Source organism: Pseudomonas sp. AL10, assembly GCF_029960685.1.
GTDB classification, from domain to species: Bacteria; Pseudomonadota; Gammaproteobacteria; order Pseudomonadales; family Pseudomonadaceae; genus Aquipseudomonas; species Aquipseudomonas lactis.
In genome coordinates this window covers 1-17,886 of record NZ_JASBQZ010000067.1, presented here as the reverse complement: position 1 = coordinate 17,886, position 17,886 = coordinate 1, and the positions used below count along the sequence as shown (strand labels likewise).

Annotated in this window: 21 protein-coding genes; 13 read left to right on the top strand and 8 right to left on the bottom strand. The window is 61.1% G+C overall.

All coding sequences use genetic code 11. From position 1 onward, the window contains the following. Positions 1 to 180 precede the first annotated feature (180 nt). Positions 181 to 3,027 (bottom strand): RNA polymerase-associated protein RapA, encoded by a 2,847-nt coding sequence (rapA, locus tag QK296_RS28055; RefSeq protein ID WP_057709669.1) that lies wholly within the window; start codon positions 3,025 to 3,027, stop codon positions 181 to 183. A gap of 219 nt (positions 3,028 to 3,246) precedes the next feature. Between rapA and QK296_RS28050 the strand changes: the two genes are divergently transcribed. Then, positions 3,247 to 3,588: a hypothetical protein gene (locus tag QK296_RS28050; protein WP_003193522.1), complete on the top strand. Its 342-nt coding sequence runs from the start codon at positions 3,247 to 3,249 to the stop codon at positions 3,586 to 3,588. Here QK296_RS28050 and QK296_RS28045 read toward each other — a convergent pair. The 3 genes from QK296_RS28045 to QK296_RS28035 all read right to left on the bottom strand — a co-directional run bounded on the left by QK296_RS28045 (position 3,585) and on the right by QK296_RS28035 (position 6,197). Continuing rightward, positions 3,585 to 4,766 (bottom strand): aminotransferase class V-fold PLP-dependent enzyme, encoded by a 1,182-nt coding sequence (locus QK296_RS28045; protein ID WP_282392184.1) that lies wholly within the window; start codon positions 4,764 to 4,766, stop codon positions 3,585 to 3,587. The genes QK296_RS28050 and QK296_RS28045 overlap by 4 nt on opposite strands. Continuing rightward, positions 4,763 to 5,233, bottom strand: a complete 471-nt coding sequence (locus QK296_RS28040; protein WP_057709670.1) for a RidA family protein — start codon at positions 5,231 to 5,233, stop codon at positions 4,763 to 4,765. Before QK296_RS28040 ends, QK296_RS28045 begins: the two co-directional genes overlap by 4 nt. 91 nt (positions 5,234 to 5,324) lie before the next feature. Next, entirely contained in the window at positions 5,325 to 6,197 is an 873-nt protein-coding gene (locus QK296_RS28035; protein WP_003193517.1) for a LysR substrate-binding domain-containing protein, read from the bottom strand. Between the two features lie 133 nt (positions 6,198 to 6,330). On the opposite strand from QK296_RS28035, the gene QK296_RS28030 reads away from it, so the two are divergent. From QK296_RS28030 to QK296_RS27995, 8 genes are all read left to right on the top strand, one after another. Further along, positions 6,331 to 6,492 (top strand): hypothetical protein, encoded by a 162-nt coding sequence (locus tag QK296_RS28030; RefSeq protein WP_003193515.1) that lies wholly within the window; start codon positions 6,331 to 6,333, stop codon positions 6,490 to 6,492. 143 nt (positions 6,493 to 6,635) lie between these two features. Further along, positions 6,636 to 6,752, top strand: a complete 117-nt coding sequence (gene ccoM, locus QK296_RS28025; RefSeq protein WP_019817835.1) for a cytochrome c oxidase subunit CcoM — start codon at positions 6,636 to 6,638, stop codon at positions 6,750 to 6,752. 244 nt (positions 6,753 to 6,996) lie between these two features. Beyond that, positions 6,997 to 7,602 carry a DUF4823 domain-containing protein gene (locus QK296_RS28020; RefSeq protein WP_003193513.1) on the top strand — a complete coding sequence of 202 codons (606 nt, stop codon included), beginning with the start codon at positions 6,997 to 6,999 and terminating at the stop codon, positions 7,600 to 7,602. Positions 7,603 to 7,617: 15 nt separating this feature from the next. Further along, positions 7,618 to 8,178: a DUF1285 domain-containing protein gene (locus QK296_RS28015; protein WP_034135341.1), complete on the top strand. Its 561-nt coding sequence runs from the start codon at positions 7,618 to 7,620 to the stop codon at positions 8,176 to 8,178. A 70-nt stretch (positions 8,179 to 8,248) separates the two neighbouring features. Next, entirely contained in the window at positions 8,249 to 8,962 is a 714-nt protein-coding gene (locus QK296_RS28010; protein ID WP_282392180.1) for a GntR family transcriptional regulator, read from the top strand. Next, positions 8,959 to 9,960 (top strand): ADP-ribosylglycohydrolase family protein, encoded by a 1,002-nt coding sequence (locus QK296_RS28005; RefSeq protein ID WP_003193509.1) that lies wholly within the window; start codon positions 8,959 to 8,961, stop codon positions 9,958 to 9,960. The genes QK296_RS28010 and QK296_RS28005 overlap by 4 nt, the downstream gene beginning before the upstream one ends. Before the next feature lie 187 nt (positions 9,961 to 10,147). Beyond that, entirely contained in the window at positions 10,148 to 11,614 is a 1,467-nt protein-coding gene (locus QK296_RS28000) for a cytosine permease (RefSeq protein WP_003193507.1), read from the top strand. Then, entirely contained in the window at positions 11,607 to 12,518 is a 912-nt protein-coding gene (locus QK296_RS27995; protein WP_057709672.1) for a PfkB family carbohydrate kinase, read from the top strand. The genes QK296_RS28000 and QK296_RS27995 overlap by 8 nt, the downstream gene beginning before the upstream one ends. A 117-nt stretch (positions 12,519 to 12,635) precedes the next feature. Here QK296_RS27995 and QK296_RS27990 read toward each other — a convergent pair whose 3' ends face one another. The 4 genes from QK296_RS27990 to QK296_RS27975 form a co-directional block, all read right to left on the bottom strand. After that, positions 12,636 to 13,016 carry a Rho termination factor N-terminal domain-containing protein gene (locus QK296_RS27990; RefSeq protein ID WP_003193505.1) on the bottom strand — a complete coding sequence of 127 codons (381 nt, stop codon included), beginning with the start codon at positions 13,014 to 13,016 and terminating at the stop codon, positions 12,636 to 12,638. Positions 13,017 to 13,064: 48 nt separating this feature from the next. Beyond that, positions 13,065 to 13,331 carry a hypothetical protein gene (locus tag QK296_RS27985; RefSeq protein ID WP_032895690.1) on the bottom strand — a complete coding sequence of 89 codons (267 nt, stop codon included), beginning with the start codon at positions 13,329 to 13,331 and terminating at the stop codon, positions 13,065 to 13,067. A 51-nt stretch (positions 13,332 to 13,382) separates the two neighbouring features. Then, on the bottom strand, positions 13,383 to 13,721 hold the full coding sequence (locus QK296_RS27980) for a hypothetical protein (RefSeq protein WP_094775308.1): 339 nt from the start codon (positions 13,719 to 13,721) through the stop codon (positions 13,383 to 13,385). 85 nt (positions 13,722 to 13,806) lie between these two features. Continuing rightward, on the bottom strand, positions 13,807 to 15,003 hold the full coding sequence (locus tag QK296_RS27975; RefSeq protein ID WP_094775309.1) for an MFS transporter: 1,197 nt from the start codon (positions 15,001 to 15,003) through the stop codon (positions 13,807 to 13,809). Between the two features lie 188 nt (positions 15,004 to 15,191). Here QK296_RS27975 and QK296_RS27970 point away from each other — a divergent pair, with 188 nt between their 5' ends. The 4 genes from QK296_RS27970 to QK296_RS27955 form a co-directional block, all read left to right on the top strand. Then, complete coding sequence (locus QK296_RS27970) at positions 15,192 to 15,671, top strand: GNAT family N-acetyltransferase (RefSeq protein WP_003193496.1); 480 nt, start codon at positions 15,192 to 15,194, stop codon at positions 15,669 to 15,671. 234 nt (positions 15,672 to 15,905) lie between these two features. After that, positions 15,906 to 16,727, top strand: coding sequence for an SDR family oxidoreductase (locus QK296_RS27965; RefSeq protein ID WP_282392167.1), 822 nt, complete (start codon positions 15,906 to 15,908; stop codon positions 16,725 to 16,727). 32 nt (positions 16,728 to 16,759) lie between these two features. Next, entirely contained in the window at positions 16,760 to 17,740 is a 981-nt protein-coding gene (locus QK296_RS27960) for a substrate-binding domain-containing protein (RefSeq protein ID WP_003193492.1), read from the top strand. Next, on the top strand, positions 17,737 to 17,886 hold a 150-nt coding region (locus QK296_RS27955), incomplete at its 3' end, for an ATP-binding cassette domain-containing protein (RefSeq protein WP_122993403.1). The genes QK296_RS27960 and QK296_RS27955, both read left to right, overlap by 4 nt.

The window sequence follows — 17,886 nt, the reverse complement described above, 5'->3', positions numbered from 1 at the left end:
GGCCAGCGTGGTTTAACGGGGCGCCTAAGATCAAGATCAAAAGCAGATCAAGAGCGGCTCGCTTCGCATCGTGGTTACTGTCGATTGCTTCAGAGTTGTGTAGATACCTATGCCGCGATGACGCCTGCAAGGCCAATAAAAAAGCCCGCATTGCGCGGGCCTTTTATGTTCAGCGGATTATCAACCTGCCACCAACACTCGAATCGCTTCCAGTCGCAACGCGGCTTTATCAAGCATGGCCAGGCCTTGCTCGCGTTGGTTGCGCAGGGCAACCAGCTCGCTGTCGCGCACGGTCGGGTTGACCGCTTGCAACGCGGTCAGGCGCGCCAGCTCTTCGTCGGTGTCTGCCGCGAGGCGACGCTTGGCTTCGGCCACGCGTTCGGCGTGACGTGGGGCGATCTTCTCTTCGCCGGCGTTGATGCGCGGTGTGAGTTGGTCCCGCTGCGCCTGCACGAATTTGTTCGCGCTGGCCCGTGGCACGCTTTCCAGCTGGTCATTCAAGGTCACGAACGACACGCGGCCCGACAGGTCATTGCCGTTGGCATCCAGCAGGCAGCGCAAGGCGGCCGGCGGTAGGTAGCGGCCCAGTTGCAGGGAGCGCGGGGCGACCACTTCGCTAACATACAGCAGTTCAAGCAATACGGTGCCTGGCTTGAGCGCCTTGTTCTTGATCAGCGCCACGGCGGTGTTGCCCATGGAACCGGACAGCACCAGGTCCATGCCGCCTTGCACCATCGGGTGCTCCCAGGTGATGAATTGCATGTCTTCGCGCGACAGCGCCTGGTTACGGTCGTAGGTGATGGTCACACCTTCGTCGTCGCCCAGGGGGAAGCTGGCGTCGAGCATTTTTTCGCTGGGCTTGAGGATCAGCGCGTTTTCCGAATGGTCTTCGCTGTCGATGCCGAACGCGTCGAACAGGGTTTCCATGTAGATAGGCAGGGCGAACTGGTCGTCTTGTTCGAGGATGTCCTCGACCAGCGCATCGCCTTCGCCGGCGCCGCCGGAGTTGAGTTCCAGCAAGCGGTCGCGACCGGTGTGCAACTCCTGCTCCAGGCGCTCGCGCTCGGCACGGGCTTCGTCGATCAGGGCTTGCCACTCGCTGTCGTCGGCAGCTTCCAGCAAGGGCAGCAGGCGTGGGCCGAACTGATGCTGCAAGGCGTTGCCGGTCGGGCAGGTGTTGAGGAAGGCATTGAGCGCTTCGTGGTACCACTGGAACAGGCGCTCTTGCGGGCTGGTTTCCAGGTAGGGCACGTGCAGTTCGATCACGTGTTTCTGGCCGATCCGGTCCAGACGCCCGATGCGCTGTTCCAGCAGGTCGGGGTGGGACGGCAGGTCGAACAGCACCAGGTGATGGGAAAACTGGAAGTTGCGGCCTTCACTGCCGATTTCCGAGCAGATCAGCACCTGGGCACCGAACTCTTCATCGGCAAAATAAGCCGCCGCGCGGTCACGCTCCAGGATGTTCATGCCCTCGTGGAACACCGTGGCCGGAATGCCGGAGCGCACGCGCAGGGCGTCTTCCAGGTCCATGGCGGTTTCGGCGTGGGCGCAGATCACCAGGACCTTGGTGCGCTTGAGCATTTTCAGCTGGTCGATCAGCCACTCGACCCGTGGGTCGAAGCGCCACCAGCGGTTCTCTTCCTCGATGTCCGGTTGCGCCTGGAAGCTGACTTCCGGGTACAGCTCGGCGTGTTCGCCCAGGGGCAGTTCGAGGTATTCGTCCGGGTTCGGCAGCGGGTAGGCGTGCAGCTTGCGCTCGGGGAAGCCTTGCACCGCGGCGCGGGTGTTGCGAAACAGCACGCGGCCGGTGCCGTGGCGGTCCAGCAGCTCACGCACCAGGCGGGCACTGGCTTCGGTGTCGCCATCGTTGACGGCGGTGAGCAGGGCTTCACCTTCGTCGCCGAGGAAGCCTTGAATGGTCTTGTGTGCGGTCGGCGACAGGCGGCCCTTGTCCAGCAGCTCCTGCACGGCTTCGGCCACCGGGCGATAGTTTTCGCTCTCGGCGCGGAAGGCTTGCAGGTCGTGGAAGCGGTTCGGGTCCAGCAGGCGCAGGCGCGCAAAGTGGCTGTCCTGGCCCAATTGTTCCGGGGTGGCAGTCAGCAGCAGCACGCCAGGAATCACTTCGGCCAGCTGTTCGACCAGCGAGTATTCGGCGCTGGCCTTGTCTTCGTGCCACACCAGGTGGTGGGCTTCGTCGACCACGAGCAAGTCCCAACCGGCGGCGAACAGCGCGTCCTGGGCCTTCTCGTCGTCCACCAGCCATTCCAGCGCAACGAGTGCAAGCTGGGTGTCTTCGAACGGGTTGGTGGCATCGCTTTCGATAAAGCGCTCTTCATCGAACAGCGCAACCTGCAGGTTGAAGCGGCGGCGCATTTCCACCAGCCATTGGTGCTGCAGGTTTTCCGGAACCAGGATCAGTACGCGGCTGGCACGGCCCGAGAGCAGTTGGCGATGGATCACCAGGCCCGCTTCGATGGTCTTGCCCAAGCCCACTTCGTCCGCCAGCAATACGCGTGGCGCGATACGGTCAGCGACTTCGCGGGCGATGTGCAGTTGGTGGGCAATCGGTTGGGCGCGTACGCCACCCAGGCCCCACAGCGAGGACTGCAACTGGCGGCTGGTGTGTTCCAGGGTGTGGTAGCGCAGCGAGAACCACGCCAGCGGGTCAATCTGCCCGGCGAACAGACGGTCACTGGCCAGGCGGAACTGGATGAAGTTGGACAGTTGGGTTTCCGGCAGGGTGACCTGCTCGTTCTGCCCATTGAGGCCGTGGTAGACCAGCAGGCCATCGACGTCGTCGACTTCCTGTACGGTCATTTTCCAGCCTTCGAAATGGGTGATGGTGTCACCCGGCGAAAACCTCACGCGAGTGAGGGGCGCATTCCGTAGCGCATACTGGCGCGTGTCGCCAGTGGCCGGATAGAGCACGGTCAACAAGCGGCCGTCCTGTGCCAGAACGGTGCCTAACCCCAGCTCTGCTTCGCTGTCACTAATCCAGCGTTGCCCCGGTTGATACTGCTGCGCCATGCTGCCTGACTCCCGCCGTGAAAAAGCCGACTATGTTAACGGAACACGGCCCGGCGCCCAAGAACTCTGACAAAAACTACGCTGTTTGTACGGGCCGGCGGAAATTGAATCGACGGATGGCGGGCACTTGAGAGTGTCGACTGAGTCACAGCTTGGCACGCGGGTGCTCAAGTCACCCTGCCACCCGCCGACAGCCTGTTGATCAGGAGAATAATTATCATGCTGCCACCCATGCTGCCCGTCAGCGTTGTGCCGGTCACGTCGCAACTCGACCCGGCACGCCAGAAGCCGGATATTCCGCCGGTGGTGCCCGTTCAAGCGGGCTCCAACGAGAGCACGATCGACCTGAAAAAAGGCGATGCCGAGCAATCGACCTTTCTGTTGCGCGAAGAGCAGCGGCGCCAGCAGGAGCAGCAGAAACGCCGGCGTGAAGCCGACGACGACGCGCAGCAGCATTTGCCGATTCCTGGCGACTTGCTCAACGCTGACAACACCGTGCCCGTGGCGCCGCTGATCGAAGACGCGCCGCGCCAGGGACTGTGGGTGGATATCGAGGTCTAGCCCTTCAGTTCGCGCAGGGCCTTCACCAGCAACTCAATCTCGTCATCGGTGTTGAGCGGGCTGACCGAGATGCGCGCAATGCTGGTCAACCCACGCGCTTGCATGTCCAGCGGGGTGTAGGCCACGCCATTGGCGCCGATGTTGATGCGCTTTGACCCCAGGCATTGTTTGAGTTCAAAACTATCCCAGCCGGCCAGGTTGAACGCGATCAAGCCTGAATGCGTGTTGCCCAAGTCGTGCAAGCTAATCCCCGGTATCTGACGCAGTGCTTCGCGGATTCGCGCGCTGGTCTGCAAGACTCTTTGCCATACCCGCTCACTCCCCAGTTGATTGATCTCGTGCAACGCATTGCCCAGGCCGGCCAGCAGGGCGAAGGACACTTCGCTGGTTTCAAAGCGTCGCGCGTCGTTGCGCAGGTCGAAGCCTTCGGCGGTCCAGGGCGCTGAAAACACGTCGCGTTGGGCCGGGTTCAGGTGCTGGAGGAACTCCGGCCGGATGTACAGCAGTGCGGTACCGCGAGGCCCGCGCAGGTGTTTGCGGCCGGCAGACTTGAGCACATCGCACTGCAACGCTTGCACATCCACCGGCAGTTGGCCGACGGCCTGGCCCGCGTCGATGAAGTAGGGAATGGCATGCCGCCTGGCCACATCGCCGATGGCCTGGGCCGGGTTGATCAAACCACCGTTGGCCGGCAGCCAGGTGAGGTCGATCAGCTTCACCTTGGCATCGAGCATTGCCTCCAGTGCCACCGGGTAGGCGGCGCCGCTGGCATCGCACGGGATGACCTCCACCCGCGCCCCGGCTTGAACGGCCAGTTCCATGCTCGCCAGGTTACCGCCCCATTCATGGCGCCCCACTAGAATTCGATCGCCCGGCTGCCACGGCCCCAACGCCTGGAAGGCCATGCTCCAGGCCGTGGAGCCACTGCTGGCGAAGGCAATCGACGAAGCGGGCGCATTGAGCAGTTGCCCGGCGGCTCGGCGGGCCTTTTCCACTAAGACGGCACCTTGTTCGCCGGCCTCCATCGGGCCGTCGCGCGCTTCGCGTTGCAGCTGGTCGATGATGGCGTCGAGCGTCGCCTGGCTGGGCAAGGATGCCCCGGCGTGGTTGAAGTGCACGATGCCGGATTGGCAACCGGGCGTGGCCTCTCGCAAGTGCTGCACTTGCAGCGGGCTCATGGCTGCAGCTCGAAAATGGCATCTACCTCCACGGCGACGCCAGCCGGCAAACTGCAGACCCCTACGGCAGTGCGCACGTGTCGACCCTTGTCGCCGAGGGCGTTGACCAGCAGGTTCGAGGCGCCATTGGCGACCACGCTCTGGCGCTGGAAATCGGCGCTGCTGGCAATGAACACACCCAGACGCAGGACGCGCACCACCCGCGACAGGTCATCGCCCAGCGCATCGCTCAATTGCCCCAGCAGGCCCAGCGCCGCCAGTTCTGCCGCTTGGGCGCCATCTTCATCGCTGAGGGAGTCACCCAGGCGGCCAAGGTAGGCGGGTTTGCCATCGAGCAGGGGAATTTGCCCGGAGATGAACAGTTGATGCTGGCTGCTCACATGATTGATGTAGTTGGCCGCGGGTTGGCTGGGCGTGGGCAGTGTCAGGCCGAGGGCGTGTACGCGCTGGCGGATGGAGTCGGTCATGGTCAAACCCTCTGGTGTCAGAAGGTTCCAGCATGTTGGCGGTGGCGAGGGGCGACAAACGGATAGATCTCACTCGACGTATCGAAAAAACTCACGCGTCGGCGCACGCTTGTTTTAACCACTGGCTGAAGCATTCAGCCGCCTCACTGAGCGGCCCCTGGGGGGCGATCAGCCAATAGCCGATGTCGCTGTGATAGGGCGGCCAGTCAAAAGCCTCCACCAGGCTGCCGTCCTGGAGCCTGCGTTCGATCAGGCGATGGCGGCCCATGGCGATTCCCTGGCCGGCCACGCTTGCTTCGACCACGATGTTGTAGTCATGCAGCATCACGCGGGGGTGGTGATCGAGGTTGACCTGGTAATGGGCGGACCAATCGGTCCACTCGAAAGGACGGTGCGAGGTCGCCATCAACAACGCGCCACTGGCGACCTGCCGGGCTTTGAATGCAGGGCTGCATACCGGTGACAGGGTTTCGGCCATCAGGCGCGTGGCGTGCACGTCGGGCCAGTCGCCCTTGCCGTAGCGGATGGCCAGGTCAACCTCGGCCGTGGCGACGTTGGCCAATTGAATCGCGGGCAGCAACTCCACCTGGATATGCGGGTAGCGCTGTAGAAACTCGGCCAGGCGCGGCGCCAGCCACAGCGTGGCAAAGGACGCCAGCAAGCCGATACGCAACACATTGGCGCTGGGCGCACCCCGTTGGTTGCGCGTCGCAGCGGCGATAGCGTCCAGGGCAGGGCGGATCTGCTCGTAGTACGCTTGCCCGGCCAACGTCAGGTCAATCGCACGGGTACGCCGGATAAACAGCGGTTTGCCCAAGTGGTGTTCGAGCTTATGCACCTGGTGGCTTAGGGCACTTTGGGTCACCGACAACTCGTTGGCCGCCTTGATAAAACTCAAGTGCCGCGCCACGGCTTCGAAGGCGCGCAGGGCCAACAGTGGCGGAAGGTCGTTGTGCAAGGCCACCTGGATGCGCCTCCTGGGCAGGGTAGAAAGCGCCGATTCTGGTCGATGGCCTGCATTTTGTCGCCCGCTTAATTGCCGTCGGGCGGGGCAGGCCGCATTATTGAGGCATTCCCGCCACGACGTAAGCCAAGCCATGAGTGATGACGACAAGCTGATCGACCTGAACGCCGAACGCGCCAAGCGCGTGCACGACCTCAATGACAAACGCTTGAATGAAGTGCGCCAAGCCTTTGAACAAGCCATGCCTCTGGGCAAGCCCAAGAAAAAGCCCAAGAACAAACCGAAAAAGCGTTGAAACACCCTGCATCCGTTGATGCAGGTCAGTTATTCCCCTTCTTTACGCGCCGTTGTGGGCGATATTGATCCTGGTCAATTTCCCACCGCGCCTTCTCCATTAACTTAGCCCTATCGCAACAGGGCAAGTGCAGGAGGCCGGTCATGTTTTTCGATAATGTGGTTTTTGCCGGAGTGCTGACTGTTAGCCTCATGGTGTTGTTTTTTGTAGGGTTTGGATTTTTTATCTGGAAAGACGCGAACAAGCGTAAAAAACCTTAAGTTTTTCCGGGTTACATGAGCACGCAAGGCATTTTGGGCGACTTCGGTCGCCCTTTTTTTTGGCTGTTAATTGATGGATGAACAGCTCCCTCGCCACAGGTCCAGCGTCGTACCGACGTTGTGTAGATACCTATGCGCGTCGCAGGCAAGCCCCACATTTGTCATGCGCTGTTCGAACTGGCGTAGAACCTGCATCCCACGCCCCATTCGCCGGTTTCCTGTCACCGGCCCCTGGAGGATTAGGATGCGTAGTCTGGTTTTGCTGCTGGCGTCATTGGCCCTGGGCGGTTGTATGACCGTCAGTGATATGGCCGAAGGCACCCGCTATCAGATGAGCGATGCCGGGCTGCTCGACCACAGCGATACGCGGCGTACTGCCTCGGTGCGCATACAGCCGGACTCCTTTGTGTTTATCGCCCAAGGCGCCTTCGTGCCACCGGGCAGCGCCTACCCGCGGCCCAATGTGGTGGCCGAGGAAGCATTCAATGGCTTCGTCGAATATTTCCCCATGGTGCGCCGCGCCCGCCAGCCGGAAGGGCTGGAACAGGCCATGGCCGAAGCCCGCGACGCCGGTGCTCACTACCTGCTGTATTGCCGCTTTGCGGCAGCCGATGACCGTATCGGCAACGCCGACGAGTGGACCGACCAACAAGCTCTGGACCGCCTTGGCCTGGACAGCGGGGTGATCCAAGTCATGTTGATCGAGACCAGCACCCAGTATTTGATTGATACTGCACGTATTCGCAGTCGTGGCGGTTTACTGACGTTCCACGACACATCGCCACAAGATTTGATTGCCCGTCCCCTGGCGCAATATGCCCGCGGTTTACTGGGCATGAGCAATCAGTAAACAGAGGAGCCCGTCATGACCGATTCCGCCAAGGCCAATGATTTATTGGCCCAACTGCCCAAGGGCAAAGGGCCGGCACCGGTGCATCTGTGGAACCCGGCTTTCTGCGGCAATATCGACATGCGCATCGCCCGTGACGGCACCTGGTTCTACCAGGGCACGCCCATCGGGCGAAAGCCGATGGTCAAGCTGTTCTCCAACATCATCCGCCGCGATGGCGATGATTATTTCCTGGTGACGCCGGTGGAGAAGGTCGGCATCCAGGTCGATGATGCGCCCTTTGTCGCCGTGACCCTGAACGTGCAAGGGCAGGGCGAAAGCCAGGTTTTGCGCTTTACCACCAACGTCGATGAACAGGTCGAGGCAGGCCTCGAGCACCCGCTGCGGGTGGTGATCGACCCCGTCACCCAGGAACCGGCACCCTACGTGCGCGTTCGCACCAATCTTGAAGCCCTCGTGCATCGCAACGCTTTTTACCAGTTGGTGGAGCTGGCAGTGAGCCGTCCGATCAACGGTCAAAACTGGCTTGGCGTATGGAGCAGCGGGGAGTTTTTCCCCATCGGCCTGGAGCCCTGAGGCGGTTTTTGTCTTCAGCCTGAAATAATCCTCTTGCGGCAAATGCGCGCTTTCGGTTATCAATTTGTACATGATTAGACATGTTCGATTTGATAAGAAAAAACGCGTCGTCGACGAACTCATCCGCCGTATCGAGGGTGGGGTCATGGCCGACGGCTTCCTGTTGCCCGGCGAGCATCAACTGGCCGAGGAATTTGCGGTCAGTCGTGGCACGCTGCGTGAGGCGCTGTCCGAGCTCAAGCGTCGCAACTACATCGCCACCCAAAGTGGGGTCGGCTCGATCGTCACCTTTGACGGCATGGTGCTGGATCAACGCAGCGGTTGGGCCCAGGCCTTGGCCGATACGGGCGCCCAGGTAAGCACTGACATCCTGCGTTTCGAGGCCGTCACGCGCCCTGATCTGTTCAGCCGTTTCGGCACCGACCAGTTCATTACCCTCGACCGCCTTCGGCGCACCGCAGACGGCACAGCGGTGTCCCTGGAACGCTCGCTGATGCCGGCCGTTGGCGACCTGGAAAGCCTGCCGCGCATTGGCCTGATCGATAACTCCTTGACCATCACCCTGGCCGCCTACGGCTACGTCGGGGCCGAGGGCGATCAGTGGATCGGTGCCGAGCCGCTGAGTGATGAAGATGCCGAATTACTCGGGCGTCCCGGCGGCACAGTATTTCTCAAGGCTGCGCGCACCACCTATGATCGTCGCGAGCGTTTCATGGAACATGTCGAAAGCCTGCTCGACCCGCTGCACTTTCGCCTGCATCTGCAGTTTGGAGCGTCGAAATGACCCGCGAAAATCGCGCCCTTGGCGCCTTCTATGGCCTGGCCCTGGGCGATGCTTTGGGTATGCCCACCCAATCCTTGAGCCGCGAGCAGGTACAAAAGCGCTTCGGTGCCATCACCGCTCTGGAAGACGCCGACGCCGACCAGCCCATTGCACCGAACATGCCTGCCGGCTCCATCACCGATGACACCGAGCAAGCCATTCTGGTCGCCGAGTTATTGGTGCAAGGCCAGGGCCAGATCCAGCCCGCTGTGCTTGCCCAACGCTTGATCGATTGGGAAGCGGGCATGCGCGCCAAAGGCTCCCAGGACTTGCTCGGGCCGTCCACCAAGCGCGCGATCGACATGATCCTCGCCGGACATACCCCGGAGGAATCCGGGCGCTACGGCACCACCAATGGCGCGGCCATGCGCATCACCCCGGTGGGCGTCGCCGCTGATGTCAGCGACCCGGGGCGGTTTATCCAGGCGGTGATCCAGGCGTGCCAGGTCACCCATAACACCAGCTTGGGTATTTCCAGCGCTGCGGCCGTGGCGGCAGTGGTCTCGGCCGGCATCAATGGCGTGGACCTGGGGGAAGCCCTGAATATCGGGACCCAAATGGCTCGGCAGGCTGAAAGCCATGGTCACTGGATCGCGGGTGGACGCATTTCTACCCGCATTAGTTGGGCTCGCACTCTAAGCGTCGGCAGCGGCGATAAAGCGTTGTTTGCCGACCTGCTTTACGAGTTGATTGGTACTTCGGTGGCTTCCCAGGAATCGGTAGTGGTGTCGTTTGCCCTGGCGCAGCAAGTGGCATCGGGCGACATGAACGCCTTCGAAGCCCTGTGCCTGGCAGCCAGTCTGGGTGGCGACACCGATACCATTGCCGCGATCCTCGGCGCCATGCTGGGGGCGTGCCTGGGCATGCAGTGCTGGCCTGAGGCGTTGGTTGAACAGGTCAAGCGAGTCAATGGCCTGGACTTGCAGCCGCTGGTCAAAGCCTTATTGGCCTTGCGATAAACACGGAACTAATTGTGGGAGCTGGCTTGCCTGCGATAGCGGTTTTCAGTGGCGGATGAGCTGGTTGCCCCACCGCAATCGCAGGCAAGCCAGCTCCCACATTAAAAAGCGTTGGGTCAGGAAGACCGGATAAAGATTCGACTCGCTGCCACAACCACAACAATACAGGCACCAGGAGCACCCTTTCATGAGCAGCCCCTCTTCCGGCCAAAGCGCTGGGCAATTGGAAACACGCGGCATCGAGCCGGTCCCGGAAGGCGAGTGCAACGGCCATCCGCTGCAACTGTTCTGGGTGTGGTTTGCGGCCAATATCAGCATCCTCGGTTTGCCCCTTGGCGCGACGCTGGTGGCGTTTCGTGGCCTGGCCATCTGGCAGGCGATCATCGTTGCGATTCTTGGCGCCGCTGGCTCCTTTGCCGTGGTGGGCATTATCTCCATCGCTGGCCGCCGCGGTCGCGCGCCCAGCCTGACCTTGTCCCGCGCCATCTTCGGGGTGCGCGGCAATATCGGCCCGACCTTGGTGTCGCTGATGTCGCGCCTGGGTTGGGAAACCGTCAACACCACCACCGCAGCCTTCGTGTTGTTGTCATTAAGCTCCATCCTGTTCGGCTCGGCAGTGGAGGCGAAAAGCGCGCCGGTGCTCACCCTGATCTTCATTGCCATCTTCGTGCTGCTGACCCTGGCCGTATCGGGCCTGGGCCACGCCACGTTGCTGGTGATCCAGAAGTGGGCGACCTACGTCTTCGGCGGCTTGAACATTCTGGTGGGCGGCTTTCTGTGCGCCACTATCGACTGGAGCGCGGTGTTCAACGCCACCCCCGCGCCGTTGAGCGCGATGATCATTGGCGTGGGCACCATGGCTGCCGGTACCGGTATCGGTTGGGCCAACGCCGGTGCAGACATGTCGCGTTACCAGCACCGCAGCGTCAAGGCCGTGCGCCTGGTGGCCTCCGCTGCGTTTGGCGCAGGCATCCCGCTGGTGCTGTTGATCACCCTCGGCGGCCTGTTGTCGGTGGGCAACAATGACCTGGCGTCGGCCACCGACCCCATCATCGCGATCCGCGACATGCTGCCGACCTGGATGGCCGTGCCGTACCTGATCACCGCGTTCGGCGGGCTGTTGCTGTCGAACAACCTGTCGGTGTATTCGGCCGGTCTCACTACCTTGACCCTGGGCTTGAAGGTCAAACGCGTGCATGCGGTGATCGTCGATATCGTCGCGATCTTTGCCGGCTCCATCTACTTCATGCTGATCGCCGACAGCTTTTATGGCCCGTTCATCACCTTCATTTCGCTGCTGGCGGTGCCGATCACGGCGTGGGTCGGGATCTTCGTGGTCGACTTGATTCACCGGCATTACTACAGCCCCACCGACCTGCTGGACGTCAGCCCCAGCAGTGCCTACTGGTATCGCGGCGGCGTGGAGTGGCGCGCATTTGGCGCCTGGGCGGTGGCCATTGTGTTGGGGTTCAGCTTCACCACCATTGGCACCACCGCCGAAAACATCTGGTTTGCCGGGCCGCTGTCCGACTCCTGGCTGGGCCATAACGGCCTGGGCTGGATCGTAACCTTCCTGGTAGCGGGCGGAATATATGCAGTATTGGGCGGGGCGTCTGACCGTCGTCCGGCTTTAGTCGAGAGCGCCAATGTCTAGATTGCTGCACACCGGCCAGGTCATTGTCGACCTGGTCATGGGCCTCGACACCCTGCCGGCAAGCGGCGGTGACGTGCTGGCCAACTCCGCCAGTTTTCAAGTGGGTGGTGGTTTCAACGTAATGGCTGCGGCGCGGCGCAATGGGTTGTCGGTGGTTTACCTGGGTCGCCATGGCGAGGGGCGCTTTGGCGAGCTGGCGCGTGCCGCGATGCAGGCCGAAGGTATTGAAATGGCCTTGGCGGCCAGCGCAGGCAAAGACACCGGCTTGTGCGTGTCGCTGACTGAAGCCAGCACCGAACGCACCTTCATCTCCCATCTCGGCGCCGAGGGTGAGTTGAGCGCCGACGACTTGGCTCGGATCGTCCCGCGTGTCGATGATTACGTATACCTCAGTGGCTACAGCTTGCTGCTTGAAGGTAAGGCGCAGCCTTTGCTTGACTGGTTGCAGGCGCTACCGCGAGAGATCGTGGTGGTGTTCGACCCAGGCCCGATGGTCAAGGCGCTGGACTCCGCGTTGATGCGCGCGTTGTTGCCGCGTATCGACATCTGGACCAGCAATGGCCCTGAAGCCCTGGCGTTTACCGGGGCGGCGGATATGAGTCAGGCGCTGCCCATGCTCAATCAGCACTTGCAGGCACTGCTGGTTGTGCGTGATGGGCCAAATGGTTGCTGGGTAGGGCGAGGGGCACAGATCGAGCATGTCCCTGGATTCAAGGTTCAGGCCGTGGACAGCAATGGCGCGGGGGACGCACATGCGGGAGTATTTATTGCCGGGTTGGCGAATGGCTTGAAACCGGTTGAGGCGGCGCGTCGAGCGAACGCAGCGGCGGCATTGGCGGTAACCCGCTGGGGGCCAGCGACCTCGCCCGGCACTGCTGAGGTCGATGCATTAGTGACTGAATAAACGAGGCCCAAAAATGTGGGAGCGGGCTTGCTCGCGAAGGCGGTGTGTCAGTTAAAGCATGTGCTGACTGATACTCCGCCTTCGCGAGCAAGCCCGCTCCCACAATGGGTTCTGCGTTTAGCCTGCTTTTTTCAGGGCTTGGATCAACTCATCTTTGCGCATGGTTGAGCGTCCTGAAATATTCTTTTCCCGCGCCTCTTTCATCAAGCTTTCCTTGGTCTGCGTACCCAATGAAGCGCGACTGCTGCGCGGGTGGCCTTCACGGCTGGCAGCGGCGCGCTTGGCCGATTCCTGCCGGTCCTGGGCCTTCTTGGTCGGTGCTTTGCGCCTGCCTGATCCGCCGGTTTTCTCACCGCCGCCAGACTGTTTGTTCACGGTGGCCCAGGCACGAGCTTCGGCTTCGTCCTTGGGCAACCCTTTGTGCTCATAACTGTCTTCGATATGAGCGGCCTTGCGTTTCTGTTCGTCGGTGTATTTGGCTTTGCTTCCACGAGGCATCGCTAAAACTCCTTCTGGCCCCAGTCGCGGGGCCAGGCCAGAAATGGATTACTGAGTACTTTGGGCGTCGAGCTTGCGCGCTTCATCCACACCAGAAGCGGTGAGCTTGATTGGCAGGTTCAACGCGTATTCGCCGGCGTCGTCGGTGGTCACATGCCCATCCTTGATCAGCCCGCGGTCTTGCAAGAACGCCAAGACACTGGCGACCTCTTTTTCACCGCGGTAATTGTCCAGCACCTCCTTGCCCAAGCCTTGCGGGTGGGCGTGCAGCAGGCGGGTGAGGACTTCTTTTTCAAGGTTTCTATCGACGTTCATGCGTACCTCTTCACTGGGAAATGGTCGGGTGTAGGTCGTACCAAGGGTGCATCAAGGCGCTGGTTGTTTCTGCGCGCCCGGGATGTTCGAGTCGTCGCCCTTGTTGATCTTCGGCTCATTGTTGCTCGTGCCTGGGCCCATCTTGCCGTTGCCCACGGCCGCCGGTGCCTGGCGCTGGGTATCGTTGCCTTTGGTGCGTGGGTCAGCGCTGTTGTCGATGATCGCGCCACCGTTGGTGTCCATGCCGGTGCCCATGGATTTTTGCGACTCGGTGGTGGCGTCCGGCGTTGGATCGGTGGGGCCGGTGGTCGAGCTGGCCGCGAAGGCGCTCAGGGACGCGGCAGACAACAGGCCGGAGAGGGCGAGGGCAGCAAATTTGGAATTTTTCATCAGGGTGTCTCCATATGATTAATGTCCTTACCCTGTATTGGTCTGCCCGCGATTGTTGATCGTGCCGGGAGGGCGACGAACGGTATCAGCTCACCTCTATCACTTTGTGTGCCGATACTCGGCGCGCTATCAAGCGTGCCACCGTGATCGCCCAGTTGAGGGCCGCGATCACCAGTACGCTCAGCATCATTGTCGCAAGGCCGAAGTCGACGATGATCTTGCCTGCGAGCCAGGGAAACCCGAAGACGCCGATAAAGTACGCCAGGCTGAACAACAACAACGCCTGGGAAGTGGTGCCGCTGGGCGCTTCGTTGGCCACCAGGCCGTTGATCACTGAATACGTCAGGCCATACCCGATCCCTAGCGTGGCGGCGGCGAGCACATAACTGAGGTTGCCGCTGACACCAAACGCGAACAGCGCGATCGCGCCGAACATCACCCCCGATAACACACAGGCAGCCTGGTACGCATCGCGCTTGACCACGAAGCCTGCGATCAGCAAGCGGCTGGTGATTGCTGCTGTCAGGAAGCCCGCGAAGAACAGTGAATAGTCGAGCTTATGAGCCACGGCATAGCTGGTCTGGAACGAAGACAGCCCCCCGAATACGCAGCCACCCAGGCCGACCATCAGGATGGCGAACGCCGCCTTGGAAGACAGTATGCGGCGGCTTGCGCGCCAGGAAATCCTGGCGGTTGGCATATTCGCGTGCTGTCGCAACCGGGAGCCCATGCGCCAGAACATCACCACCCCGGCGAGGCTGGCGAGCCCGGCGATATAGAACGCGGTGGTCAGGGGCAGGTCCAGCGCAGTGGCGGCGCGTCCCAGCAAAGGGCCGGAACCTATGCCGCTCAACATACTGCCCGAGAGCAAGGCGAAATATTTGGCCCGCTGGCGTGGTTCCACTAGCAGCGTCACGATGATTGGGCCCAGGGTATAGAACACGCCCCAGCCCAAGCCAAGGGACAATCCAAACAGCATCAAGCCTTGGCCAAACCCCGGCGTCAGGGCAAACCCCAGGCAGGCCACCACCAACAATAGGCCGGTACTCGCAATTGCTCGCGCCGCGCCCAGCGCATCAGCCAGGTGCCCGGAAAACACGACCGCCACAAAAGTGCTGAGCATCGCCGTGGCAATGACACTGCCCGCGTCGTGTTCATTACCGCCACGGGCATGGATCAGCAGTGACAACAAAAAGGTCGAACCGTAAGACAGTGACAGCAGGAAGCTGGCTAGGCAGAACAGCGCGAATGTCTTGGTGCCCACTGGTGGCGTGGCGTGCATGAGCAGGTCTCTGATCGTTGGATTTATGCCCATTGTTTACCATGGGCGTGCGCAGGCTTTGTTCTGTGGTTGCCGATGCTTGCATCACCCCGCACCGGAGTGAAACGCGCTCGTCGGCATCAATTGCACTGCAAACGGCCATCAAATCGCCTTAGTATGTGGCCTTTGAATTTGCCCAAGGCTCGCCCATGACCATCGAGATTCGCCCCGCCGTACCCAGCGATGCTGCGCAAATCCTGACCTTCATCACTGAGCTGGCCGAGTACGAGAAAGCCCGGCATGAAGTGATCGCCAGCGTGGTGGACATCGAACGCAGCCTGTTCAGCGAAGGTGCCACGGCCCATGGCCTGATCTGCTTGCGCGATGGATTGCCGATTGGTTTTGCGGTGTTCTTTTTCAGCTACTCCACGTGGCTGGGTAGTAACTGCCTTTACCTGGAAGACCTGTATATCAACCCGGAACAACGCGGCGGTGGCGCCGGCAAGAAGTTGCTGCGTCACCTGGCCAAGATCGCCTGCGACAACGGTTGCGGGCGCTTTGAGTGGAGCGTGCTGGACTGGAACGAGCCCGCGATTGCCTTCTACAAATCCATCGGCGCCCAGCCTCAGGAAGAATGGGTGCGTTATCGCATGGAAGGCGATGCCTTGCGCGACTTCGCCCTGGGCTGAAGCTTCTTTCGTAAAGTCCCTAAAGACCCAATGTGGGAGCGAGCTTGCTCGCGAATACGGTGTATCAGTCAGCACATGCTTTAACTGACACACCGCAGTCGCGAGCAAGCCCGCTCCCACATTTTTAGATTTGCTCATTATATGGGACGATAATTTATATATTGAGATATTTCAGGCGATGGGTTTATAGTCGCCAGCATCAGCACTCACTACAAAAAATAAAAAGGTGAAGCGATGCAGGCACATCCGTTGTCCCTACCCGCCGTGCCCGAGCCCACTTACGGCGAGCGGCTGAAGAACAAGGTGGTGATCATCACCGGCGCCGCCCAAGGCATTGGCGAAGCTATCGTTGCCTGTTTCCAGGCTCAGCAGGCGCGGTTGATCATTGCTGATATCCAGGGCGACAAAGTCGAGAAGGTCGCCGCCCATTGGCGCGAACGCGGCGCGCAGATTTACGCCCAACCGGTTGATATCACTTCCAAGGAACAATGGCAGGCACTGGTCAACCTGGCCATCGAGCGCTTTGGCCGCGTGGATGTGCTGGTCAACTGTGCCGGGGTCAATGTGTTCCGTGACCCGCTGGAGATGAGCGACGAGGACTGGCGCCGCTGTTTCGCCATCGACCTCGACGGCGCCTGGTACGGCTGCCGTTCGGTGTTGCCGCACATGATCGAGCAGGGCATCGGCAACATCATCAATATCGCGTCCACCCATTCCAGCCACATCATTCCCGGTTGTTTTCCTTACCCTGTCGCCAAGCACGGCCTGCTCGGCCTCACCCGTGCCTTGGGCATCGAGTACGCGCCCAAGGGCATCCGCTCGAATGCCATCGCCCCCGGCTATATCGAAACCCAGCTCAACGTCGATTACTGGAACGGTTTCCCAGACCCCCACGCCGAACGCCAGCGCGCGTTCGACCTGCACCCGCCCAAACGCATTGGCCAGCCCATCGAAGTGGCCATGACGGCTCTGTTCCTGGCGACCGACGAGGCGCCCTTTATCAATGCCACTTGCCTGATGATCGATGGCGGGCGGTCTGTGATGTACCACGACTAAAGCGTTTTTCAATAACAAGAAGGAGGTGGTCCATGTTCAAGCAAACACTCGGTGCCGTGGCACTGGCGATGGCGTTCAGCGGCTGGGTATCGGCTGAAGAAGTGAAGATCGGTTTCCTGGTCAAACAGGCTGAGGAACCCTGGTTTCAAACGGAGTGGGCATTCGCGGAAAAGGCCGGCAAAGAGCATGGTTTTACCGTGATCAAAATCGCCGTGCCCGATGGTGAAAAGACCTTGTCGGCTATCGACAGCCTGGCCGCCAACGGCGCGAAAGGCTTTGTGATCTGCCCGCCAGACGTGTCCCTGGGCCCGGCCATCGTCGCCAAGGCCAAGGTCAACGATTTGAAAGTGATGGCCGTGGATGACCGATTTGTCGATGCCAAAGGCAACTTTATGGAAGAGGTGCCGTACTTGGGCATGGCCGCATTTGAGGTGGGCCAGAAGCAGGGCGCTGCCATGGCCGCCGAAGCGAAAAAACGCGGTTGGGACTGGAAGGACACCTACGCGGTGATCAACACTTTCAACGAGCTCGACACCGGCAAGAAGCGCACCGACGGCTCGATCAAATCCCTGGAGGAGGCCGGTATTCCGAAGGATCACATCCTCACCGCTGCGCTGAAAACCCTCGATGTGCCCGGCAGCATGGACGCCACCAACTCGGCGCTGGTCAAGCTGCCGAGCGGGGCGAAGAACCTGATCATCGGCGGCATGAACGACAACACCGTGCTCGGTGGCGTGCGCGCCACTGAGAGCGCCGGCTTCAAGGCCGCCAACGTGATCGGCATCGGCATCAATGGCACCGACGCCATCGGCGAATTGAAGAAAGCCGACAGCGGTTTCTTCGGCTCCATGCTGCCCAGCCCGCATATCGAAGGCTATAACACCGCGCTGGCGATGTATGAATGGGTCACCACTGGCAAGGAACCGGCCAAATACACCGCCATGGACGAGGTGACCTTGATCACCCGCGCCAATTTCCAGGAAGAACTGACCAAGATCGGCCTGTGGAAATGAGCGGCGCGGCCCTGCGTTTCAATGGCATCGGCAAGGAGTTTCCCGGTGTGAAAGCCCTGGCGCAGATCAGCTTTGAAGCGCGGCCGCATTCGGTGCACGCGCTGATGGGCGAGAACGGCGCAGGCAAGTCGACCCTGCTGAAAATC

Bases quoted from the DNA above. Each gene is read 5' to 3' on its own strand.
- QK296_RS27970 (WP_003193496.1), top strand. From the start codon at position 15,192: ATGACCATCGAGATTCGCCCCGCCGTACCCAGCGATGCTGCGCAAATC.
- QK296_RS28030 (WP_003193515.1), top strand. From the start codon at position 6,331: ATGAGTGATGACGACAAGCTGATCGACCTGAACGCCGAACGCGCCAAG.
- QK296_RS28050 (WP_003193522.1), top strand. From the start codon at position 3,247: ATGCTGCCACCCATGCTGCCCGTCAGCGTTGTGCCGGTCACGTCGCAA.
- QK296_RS28005 (WP_003193509.1), top strand. From the start codon at position 8,959: ATGACCCGCGAAAATCGCGCCCTTGGCGCCTTCTATGGCCTGGCCCTG.
- QK296_RS27990 (WP_003193505.1), bottom strand. From the start codon at position 13,016: ATGCCTCGTGGAAGCAAAGCCAAATACACCGACGAACAGAAACGCAAG.
- QK296_RS27960 (WP_003193492.1), top strand. From the start codon at position 16,760: ATGTTCAAGCAAACACTCGGTGCCGTGGCACTGGCGATGGCGTTCAGC.
- QK296_RS27995 (WP_057709672.1), top strand. From the start codon at position 11,607: ATGTCTAGATTGCTGCACACCGGCCAGGTCATTGTCGACCTGGTCATG.
- ccoM (WP_019817835.1), top strand. From the start codon at position 6,636: ATGTTTTTCGATAATGTGGTTTTTGCCGGAGTGCTGACTGTTAGCCTC.
- QK296_RS27975 (WP_094775309.1), bottom strand. From the start codon at position 15,003: ATGCACGCCACGCCACCAGTGGGCACCAAGACATTCGCGCTGTTCTGC.
- rapA (WP_057709669.1), bottom strand. From the start codon at position 3,027: ATGGCGCAGCAGTATCAACCGGGGCAACGCTGGATTAGTGACAGCGAA.
- QK296_RS27980 (WP_094775308.1), bottom strand. From the start codon at position 13,721: ATGAAAAATTCCAAATTTGCTGCCCTCGCCCTCTCCGGCCTGTTGTCT.
- QK296_RS28020 (WP_003193513.1), top strand. From the start codon at position 6,997: ATGCGTAGTCTGGTTTTGCTGCTGGCGTCATTGGCCCTGGGCGGTTGT.
- QK296_RS28015 (WP_034135341.1), top strand. From the start codon at position 7,618: ATGACCGATTCCGCCAAGGCCAATGATTTATTGGCCCAACTGCCCAAG.
- QK296_RS27965 (WP_282392167.1), top strand. From the start codon at position 15,906: ATGCAGGCACATCCGTTGTCCCTACCCGCCGTGCCCGAGCCCACTTAC.
- QK296_RS27985 (WP_032895690.1), bottom strand. From the start codon at position 13,331: ATGAACGTCGATAGAAACCTTGAAAAAGAAGTCCTCACCCGCCTGCTG.
- QK296_RS28045 (WP_282392184.1), bottom strand. From the start codon at position 4,766: ATGAGCCCGCTGCAAGTGCAGCACTTGCGAGAGGCCACGCCCGGTTGC.
- QK296_RS28040 (WP_057709670.1), bottom strand. From the start codon at position 5,233: ATGACCGACTCCATCCGCCAGCGCGTACACGCCCTCGGCCTGACACTG.
- QK296_RS28010 (WP_282392180.1), top strand. From the start codon at position 8,249: ATGATTAGACATGTTCGATTTGATAAGAAAAAACGCGTCGTCGACGAA.
- QK296_RS28000 (WP_003193507.1), top strand. From the start codon at position 10,148: ATGAGCAGCCCCTCTTCCGGCCAAAGCGCTGGGCAATTGGAAACACGC.